This window comes from Bizionia saleffrena (genome assembly GCF_008086175.1).
GTDB classification, from domain to species: domain Bacteria; phylum Bacteroidota; class Bacteroidia; order Flavobacteriales; family Flavobacteriaceae; genus Bizionia; species Bizionia saleffrena.
The window spans coordinates 1-8679 of the sequence record NZ_VSKM01000025.1; the positions used below are offsets into that span (position 1 = coordinate 1).

Annotated in this window: 5 protein-coding genes; 1 reads left to right on the plus strand and 4 read right to left on the minus strand. The window is 34.2% G+C overall.

The features are described 5' to 3' along the window. Positions 1-724: 724 nt before the first annotated feature. The 4 genes from ES676_RS14315 to ES676_RS14330 form a co-directional block, all read right to left on the minus strand. Complete coding sequence (locus ES676_RS14315) at positions 725-1102, minus strand: DoxX family membrane protein (RefSeq protein ID WP_148371010.1); 378 nt, start codon at positions 1100-1102, stop codon at positions 725-727. Positions 1103-1250: 148 nt separating this feature from the next. After that, positions 1251-2573, minus strand: a complete 1323-nt coding sequence (locus ES676_RS14320) for a hypothetical protein (protein WP_148371011.1) — start codon at positions 2571-2573, stop codon at positions 1251-1253. Between the two features lie 793 nt (positions 2574-3366). After that, positions 3367-4260 (minus strand): endonuclease/exonuclease/phosphatase family protein, encoded by an 894-nt coding sequence (locus ES676_RS14325; RefSeq protein WP_148371012.1) that lies wholly within the window; start codon positions 4258-4260, stop codon positions 3367-3369. A gap of 225 nt (positions 4261-4485) precedes the next feature. Beyond that, the gene (locus ES676_RS14330; protein ID WP_148371013.1) at positions 4486-4839 is read right to left on the minus strand and encodes a DUF6567 family protein; all 354 of its coding nucleotides are present in this window, start codon (positions 4837-4839) and stop codon (positions 4486-4488) included. A 1028-nt stretch (positions 4840-5867) separates the two neighbouring features. Between ES676_RS14330 and ES676_RS14335 the strand changes: the two genes are divergently transcribed. Further along, the coding region (locus ES676_RS14335; RefSeq protein ID WP_148371014.1) for a PKD domain-containing protein at positions 5868-8679 on the plus strand (2812 nt) is incomplete at its 3' end.

An 8679-nucleotide genomic window follows, 5' to 3' on the forward strand; every position in this document is an offset into this window, starting at 1 on the left:
TATTAGATCGAAATGATTAATTAAAAATTCAGGAAGAATAAGTTTGAGTAATTCAAGATAATTGTCGACGTTTTTTTTTACAAAAAACGGAGTTTTATTTCAATTCACACACAACTTTTGAGAATGAGCCATAATTTTCCATATTTATCGGATATGCTCTTCTTGTACTGCCTGGGAGGCTAGTTTCTAACATAAAATCTGGCGGTTATAATTTACATTTTAGAGGAACTTTTTCTAGCCATTAAATTTATACTTTTAGCCATATCCACAGAAAATTCTTAGACTATATGTTGTCATTCCATTGGTATCTTATTAAACACATTAATAAGATTATTCGCTTTAGAAGGGCCACTATGAGACCTTTCTTTCCGATGGTTTGTTTATTGGTTAAAATTGTGTAAAACGGACCGTCAGAGAAAGAGTTTTTATCTCAACTTGAATAGTTGCCTAGATTATTACTTAAAGTAACGATTTTGTACGGCTCTTTTCGGATCCAATCCTTAAAGTCTCTAAGATGGTTTATATATTAAAAATATAGCGTTGTGCCATTAATTTAAAAATAGTAGACAAACCGTTTAACGCTTCCACGTACGTATCAAGTGATGCTTTTTAAAAAGGATGCAGGCCAGTAGTTATTTTAGTACTTTCAGCTATTAAAGCGCACTCTTTTTATAATATTTACTGTATTTAAAAGCGTCCAAAATGTACATCAGTATTTAATAATCTAAACAGGCTTCAATAATTCTGTGTAGTTTTTTCTGTAATGATAAAGAAAAATGATATTTAGAATTAACAAAACTAGCGCGCCATAAATTTTTTCAGGATCTAATGAAAGATGAAATAGTACAGCATTAATAGAAACACTCATTAAAATAAGTGCCATTATAGCACCAAATTTATTGAATAAAAAGGCTAAACCAGCTGTAACTTCTACTACACCTACTATGTGCATAGCGTATGTTGATAATAAGTTAGCGAAGTATGCATTGGCTTCCGGAGCCATTTCAGGGAACGGGATGTAATTGAAAAAGTGATCTAATCCAAAGAATATTAAAAATACACTGAAAATAACACGTAAAACTAAGAATAATTTAGGGTTCATAAAGGGATGGTTTTTTTACAAGATAACCCTATAAATTATAGGGCCTTTATAATAAAACATTTATTATTTTATAAGGTTTGGATATTTTCACTTATAAACTACAGTTTTTAGTACTGCAATTTCTTTGCAGACCATTGTCATAGTATGATTAAAATGATACTTGAGCACCTAATACAAAGCCTATGCTGTTGGCGTCCCTTTCACTGTGCGATATGCCTGGGGTAAAAGGTTCAAAGTCGTTACTTCCGCTTATAAAGTTTAATGGCGCATAACCTTCGGTTCGGAAAACCTCTAAAAATAATTTCGAAGATTTTTTTATAAGGCTAGCGAAACCTAATACCATTTGATTCTGGCGTTCCCAGGGAGCGCCCTTTGGTCCTGCTTTAAAGTTTGAAAACTCTCCTGAAAGCGTATATTTAATTTTGCTATTTTGATTGAGGTCGTATTTAGCCCCAAAATCTAATGCACTTACCTTAGAGGCTTCAAATACATCTAAGGGTGGCGTCGGGTTATGGGTGCCTTTCCATATTTTTGTAGTTTTTGCAAATCCCCCTTTAATGGTAAGACGTTCGTTTATAGTTACGGTTCCGTAATAGGTATATGCGGGATTATTGTCGTTGCAAGGCGAAAAATGAGTTACTGGAAAATCTTGACAATAAGCGCTGCCACGTAAATAAGATGCACCAATTAGAAGGTGAACTTTGTTTAAAATATTAAAGGCGTAATTTAAGTCGGCAACATAGTTATTAATCTTTGAGGGGGTTTTTGTATTGTTTCCAACGGGCGTATGCATAGCTCGAAACTGAGCCCCTCCTTGAACGGCCATTAATTTGGTGTGTAAACCACCTTTCTTATACCCAATCTGTGCGCCATACCCCAAACCAGCGAAAGCGTGCCAAGTCGTAGAGTTGGTAAACGGATTTACGCTTCCCATTTGGCCAAAAGGGGCATCCATTTTTCCTAAAGCGCCGTAGAGTGGAAACGTTTCCAAATTACCTATTACGACAAATCCTTTTCGTAATTGAAGCTGATTTCTCTCTAAAGACGTAATCGTTCCAGCACCAAATGCCTGCTGCGGATTATAGAGTATCTCTACATGTGTACTCAGCCAGCTGTTAATAGTAGCTGTAAGTGATAGTTGAAAGGAATGAATAACGGCCTCGCTAACTTCTTTTCCTATTTGATTGTTTGCTGTAGGATGCCTCATAAGATACCCGAATTTAGAGTCGGTGTTGGAATGTTGATAATCTAAAATAGAAATTAATGAGGTGCCGATAGTTAGACTATTATTCTTAATGGTGCCCCTTTTTCTTTCTTCAAGAAGGATATTAACTTTTCTCAGGTTTTGATTCTGATCAAGCATTTTGTACGAAAATTCAGAGTTAAATCCTATTGTTTTAATAGTCGTAGAATCATTTTGGGCGAAAGCGAAATTACTGATAAGGAATAAAATGGTTAGTTTTTTTAGCATCTGGTTTAATAATGTGTTGGTTTAGCGATAGTAAATATAGGGTAAAATACTCATTAATAAAGGGTAGTGGTTGTTTTAGGATTAACAAGGGATTGGTTTTATTAATGACTACTGACTGTATTTAGAAAACAGAATTAGCTATAGTTGGATGTTTGTTTATAGATAAAAGAGTTAATAGCCCAATCCGTTATTTTCCTAATTTAATTTATTTTAAGGAAACGGGTTCACCTTGATTTATAAAATATAAATAGGTTTATAGTGTAGTTATTTAAGGTATTGTGGGTTTTAAACTAACATTGTTATCAAACTAATTTTGAAATAGTTTTATAATTACATATCCTTATTTATTGTAAAAGTCTGAAGGTAAACGGGGTAGCGATACTCTAGTATATTTAAAATAAAACTGTATCACTCTTACTATCGCTATTTTTCGCAGGTTCTATTATTGCTCAGGATATCGTCTTAAAACTTGATGATGTTTACCTAAAAGAAATGGGTGTATATGCTATAGGTATAAGTCAAAATAATGGGGGAAGACTACGATATTACACATAAATTATTAGAGGTTGAAGCTGTAATAACGATAAGCATATTTCTGAAAAAAAACACGTTTTGAGAATGATAATAAAATTATGGACGATTTTGGAAAGGAAACAAAATTTAGAAGTTTAGATTTTTGTAAACCCGATTTACTTTCTCTTTTAAAGAATAATAACGGAGATTTGCTCGCAACTTTTACATAATTACGGAACTAAAACATTGAACGAATGCGTTCAAATTTATTTTTACGTTTTTAATTAAATTCAAGCTCCATATAAATAGGTAAGTGATCTGAAATTTCTTGGGCGAGTTCTAGATTCTTACAATCTTTTACAAAATCTAGTTTTCCTGCTTTAATTATATTTATTCCAGAAGTAAAATAACCATTATCTATAGAATGATTAAGGTAATTGCCATTCTTACATTTTGTTTTTAAGGTAGTAGGTTGATTCTTTAAAGCACTATTAAAACCTTTACTATAAAATGGATCCCAAACCGTATGGTTTTCATTGATATTGAAATCGCCAACAATAAGAATACTGTTAGAGTTAAGGCGTTCTGGGTAATCTATAAAATGAATAATTTCTTCTTCTGGCTTGTCATAATGCTTTCGAGAATGATAATTTACTACGTAAAAAGGTTCTGATTCGCCTTTCGTTTTAAAAGTTGCTATAAAAGGTTCGCGATAACAGAGTTTCTCTAAACCTTTATCCAAATATGCTTTGCCCACCAACGTTACTCTCGAGGTTTTCCAAAGAAAAGCATAACGCTCGCTCATATAAACCGAAGGACTATTTGTAGGATCGCTAATTTGATAATCCCATTTGGAACCCATTCTATTTAGTGCGTCGGCAATTTTAGCAACCGCTTGTGCTCCGGCAGGATCTTTGGCTACAACTTCTTGTAGGGCTACAACATCAAAATCGCGTAATATATTAGCAATTTGGTTAATGTTTTCAGGTGTTTTAGATCGTCCTAAATCGCGAATGTTCCATGAGGCCACTTGTATTTTTTTTAAGTGGTTTGTTGAGACGCTAGTTTCAGATAGATTGGAGCTATATGTTAGAGGATTGTAGGCACCACTTTTTAAGGGTAAAGAAAATAGAGTAGAAAGTAGTAGTAGAAATAAAATTTGTTTTTTAAACATAGTATATTAAATGTGATTACTCGTTGTTACTTCCTAAATAGTTATACTTTAAAAAATGATAAACTAAATCTTAAGTGGTCTTTAAAACTTGAAAGTGTTAGATGAAAAGAGCTTTAAGTATCTACTATGTGCTTGGTGAATAATAGATAGAGAAAGTAAATTTTTTAACGCATTAAAAGAAGAAAATAAGAGGGCAGAAAAATGAATCGCTGCCCTTTAGTACACTTATTTAAATTCAATAATTTCAGCCGAAATGGTTACGCTTATTCTTTTTTTAGTTTCAATTAAATCAACAGCGACATTAACAAGTGTTCTGCTCCCAATTAATTCTACGCCTGCTGCTCTAGCATTTTCTAGTAGTTTTGTTTTAGCTTGAGAAATAATACCTTCTTTATTTGTAATATTACCAGTTACTATTTTCTCTGTAGCAATGCCTTTAAAACTTCCAAGAACGTTAAAATTAGAACTTGATAATACCGTTTGTGTTTGGTTAATCTGGTTATAACCACCGTAGTTAAGACTTGATCGGCACGATGCAAATAAACTTACAATAGCTAAACTTAAAATAATTTTTTTCATTTAATAATTTTTAATAATTTGCCTACTTCACATTTTAAGTCTTATTCAGCTTATTCCGACTGTATTCTAGTATTTATTAGCTTCCTCGCAAACAGTTCTCCAAGGCAAAACACCTGGTAATCACCAATATTAGATCTGTAAAATTAGAATAATTGGTAAAGCTATCTATTTTAGGTTGTTTTAAAGGTGTTATTCTGGTTACTCTTATAATTTATTTAAATCCATAGCGATAATTGGATACTACTTTAAAATCAAATAATTTAATTCTTTTTACTGCCCTTGAAAATATTGATATCGAGAAAGCCTTTTAATTCGTTTTTTCATAGGGTTTTTATATACAATACGGCGTTAGATTTAGAAAAAGAAGAACACCCTGTACGCTTCCAATATTTATTTGAGGTTAAAAATAGAATAAACGCCCAACACGGCATTACTGTTATCCGTAAAACGAAATGTAAACCGCTTCGCTTCTCTCGTTTAAAATAGAAATAGGGTGTTGGTCTTTGGTTTTTAAGGAGATGGAAATTGTAGTAAGAGGGTTTTATCGTCAATACAAAATTGAAATTATAAAATAATAGTTGTGAACTGTGCGCTTAGTTAATTATAAGACCTGTTATAGTAGGCTATTATATTTTTAAAATAAGAAATATAACACCTATTTAGCTGCTTTACGGGAAACAGTAAGGGCGTTTGAAACGCTAAATTTATATTTGTAACCCCAAATGTTTTATAGAACTCGGGATTTATTTATCTAAAGTTACTATACGTAAGAAGTATTGAGTTGAGCACTAGTTGAATAGTTTTTTTTCGTGCTGATGTCGGCTTAGTTATCCATTTTAAGATATTGAGTAAATAAGAAGCAATAAATAATAGTTAGTATAAATTATTATTAAAAAACGATTTATTTTCTTAAAATGGAATACCGTACCGCTCCTTAAAACGCTGTGTGTTTAAGGAGCACTGTTCTTACTGTATTGTATAAATGACTTTAGATATTTTAAGCTTGTTAAGAAACCAATTATTGAGTTATGAAGTACAGTAAATACGCCTATTTTGGAGTTGTTTTTTTTATTATTATCAGTTCTGCAATAGCACTGAATACGACTATAGAATTTAAAAACAATATAATTTATAAAATCACCAGTGATCCTATAACGGTAGATTTTACATTCAGTAATAATAATACATGTTCTGGAGAGAGTGTGGTGTTTACCTCAACGGTTTCAGATGACGGTTCCTTTACCTATTTATGGGATTTTGGAGATGGATCAACTTCTACTCAAGAAAATCCGAGTCACGACTTTCAAGCGACAGGTTGCGGAACAGAAGATTTTAATGTCACATTAACGGTAACAGACGACATTGATGATAATCAGCCTATAAGTACTGTAAATCATGACGTAACTGTAAAGAGAACGCCGGAAATCTCTTTTTCTGATACTAATCCGGGTGCCGCTGGGCCATTTAATAACTGTGGGAATGCTAATTCAAGTTCGCAATTTATGGTTAATGTGGGTAATAATTCCACCTCTTCAAGCTGTATTACTACATACACTATTGGTTGGGGAGATGGAGCAAGTGATACTAATGTGAGCTTTCCTTTCTCTCATAATTATGATGGTTTTGGAGAATACGATATGACTATTACTGCTATTGGAGATAATGGCTGCCAAGCACAAAAAGTGTACACAGTAAAAAATTCTAGTAATCCTTCTGGGGGGATTTCAGGGCCAGGTGATACTCTAAATCTATGTGCGCCTTCTGGAGATATTCAATTTGAAATCACAAACTGGGGAGATAATACGCTTGATACAACCTACGAGGTAGGTTATGGCGATGGAACTACAGTTAATTATACTCAAACTGAATTAGTAGGCTCTTCATTCTATAATAATACTAGCCCTTCAAACTCCCTCCCTTTTCCTATAATTCCGCACTCTTATACAGAGTCTAGTTGTCCTGGTGATTTCGTAGCTCAGTTATGGATAAGGAATGCTTGTGCACCCGAACCTGATCCGGCTACTTTACCTAATATACGAATTATAATTAGTCCTGAAGCTAATTTTACTGCTCCTGAAAAGGGTTGCTTGAATGTAGCTGTGCCATTTATTAATACCACTGTCTCCGGTTTTGGATACAATTGCTCGCTAAATGTCGAATATACGTGGGATTTTGGTGATAACTCTACTCCAGTAACAACATCTAGTAATGAAAACATAGATCATACATTCAATAACCCAGGAACGTATATAGTCACTCTTGAAGCGGATAATTATTTTTGTGATGTATCTGTTTATTCGCAAGAAATATGCATTGAAGGCCCAATAAATCCAGAATTCACAGTGGATAATAATGAAGGTTGTGCGCCATTTAGTACGATCTTTAATAACACAACTAATGTTAACGATCAATGTAGCGATTCAACTTTTAAGTGGGTTATTCAGTATACGCCGGATTATTGTGGAACATCAAATGGAGCTACTTTTATTAACGGGACAACTATCAATTCTGAAATTGCAGAAATTCAATTTACAACCTCAGGAACTTACCAGGTTTCACTTGAAGGAACAAATCCCTGTGGAATCACCCTTAGTACGCCACAAGAAATTATTGTTAAAGCGCCTCCAGAAGTGGCTATTAGTCCTATAGAAAACTTTTGTGAAACAATCTCAATTATTAATCCAACAGCTACCGTTAATAGCTGTGGGCCAGATACAGCAACCTATATTTGGAGTTTAAATATAGGGGAGTCCCCTACCGACTGGGAGTTTGTAAATGGAACTAACGAAAATTCAGAATTTCCAGAAATTAGTTTTTATACACCTAATAATTATATATTAAGCCTTTCCGTTTCTGCAAGTTGTGGAACAACCACGGCTACCGAAACATTTGAAATCTTACCGGTACCAACGATTATCAATACAGTATTTGAGCAAACCTTGTGTTCAGAAACTTCAACTGAAGAGATTATATTTGAATCTAGTGATCCGAATACAAGTTATACATGGACTGGCTCATCGGGTTCGGATAATATATTGGGCGTTATTGCTTCAGGTAATTCCAATACTATACCATCACACACGCTTACATTAGATAGTGGTACTACAGGAACGGTGATATATACAGTAACACCTTTTATCGTTGACGAATGTCTTGGTGATTCTTTTCAGTTTACTATCACTGTTAACAAGGCTCCAGTTATAACGACACAACCTACAGACGGCGCGTATTGTATAAATGGTTCAGCCCAAGAGTTAACCTTTATGTTATCTGGTACTGCTATCGGTACTACAGGTTACCAATGGTATTATAATGATACTGGCAATAACGATCCAACCGATGCAAATAGTACTGCGGTAGCGAGTCCTGAAGGTCAAGAAGCCAATTACCAACCACCAACAGATAGTACGGGGACACTCTATTATTTTTGTGTGATTAGTTTTAGTGGCGCCGGAAGTTGTAATGAAATTACGACAGCGCCTGCAGCAATCGAAGTGGTTCCTAATGTCGAAATTAGTGGCGAATCGCCACTAAGCCAAACGCTATGTTCTGGTGCCACTCCAGAAGACTTAAGTTTTATAACCGATAGCGGAGGAACCGGTACCATTATTTACCAATGGTATGCTTCAGATGATATAATAATCGATGCATCTGATGCAGCAGTCGGTACAAACACAACTGTTTTCAACCCGGGTGTACAAAGTCCAGGGGCATATTACTATTATGTAACGGTTGATGTTGACGAAAGTTTAGGATGTGCCGATGTCTCGAGTGCTATTTTTACTATTGAAGTAATAGAAGATCCAGAGGTGGTAATCACCCCATCCGAACAAACGATTT

Excerpts from the sequence above, each read along its gene's own strand:
- ES676_RS14315 (WP_148371010.1), bottom strand. The coding sequence starts at position 1,102 with ATGAACCCTAAATTATTCTTAGTTTTACGTGTTATTTTCAGTGTATTT.
- ES676_RS14320 (WP_148371011.1), bottom strand. The coding sequence starts at position 2,573 with ATGCTAAAAAAACTAACCATTTTATTCCTTATCAGTAATTTCGCTTTC.
- ES676_RS14325 (WP_148371012.1), bottom strand. The coding sequence starts at position 4,260 with ATGTTTAAAAAACAAATTTTATTTCTACTACTACTTTCTACTCTATTT.
- ES676_RS14330 (WP_148371013.1), bottom strand. The coding sequence starts at position 4,839 with ATGAAAAAAATTATTTTAAGTTTAGCTATTGTAAGTTTATTTGCATCG.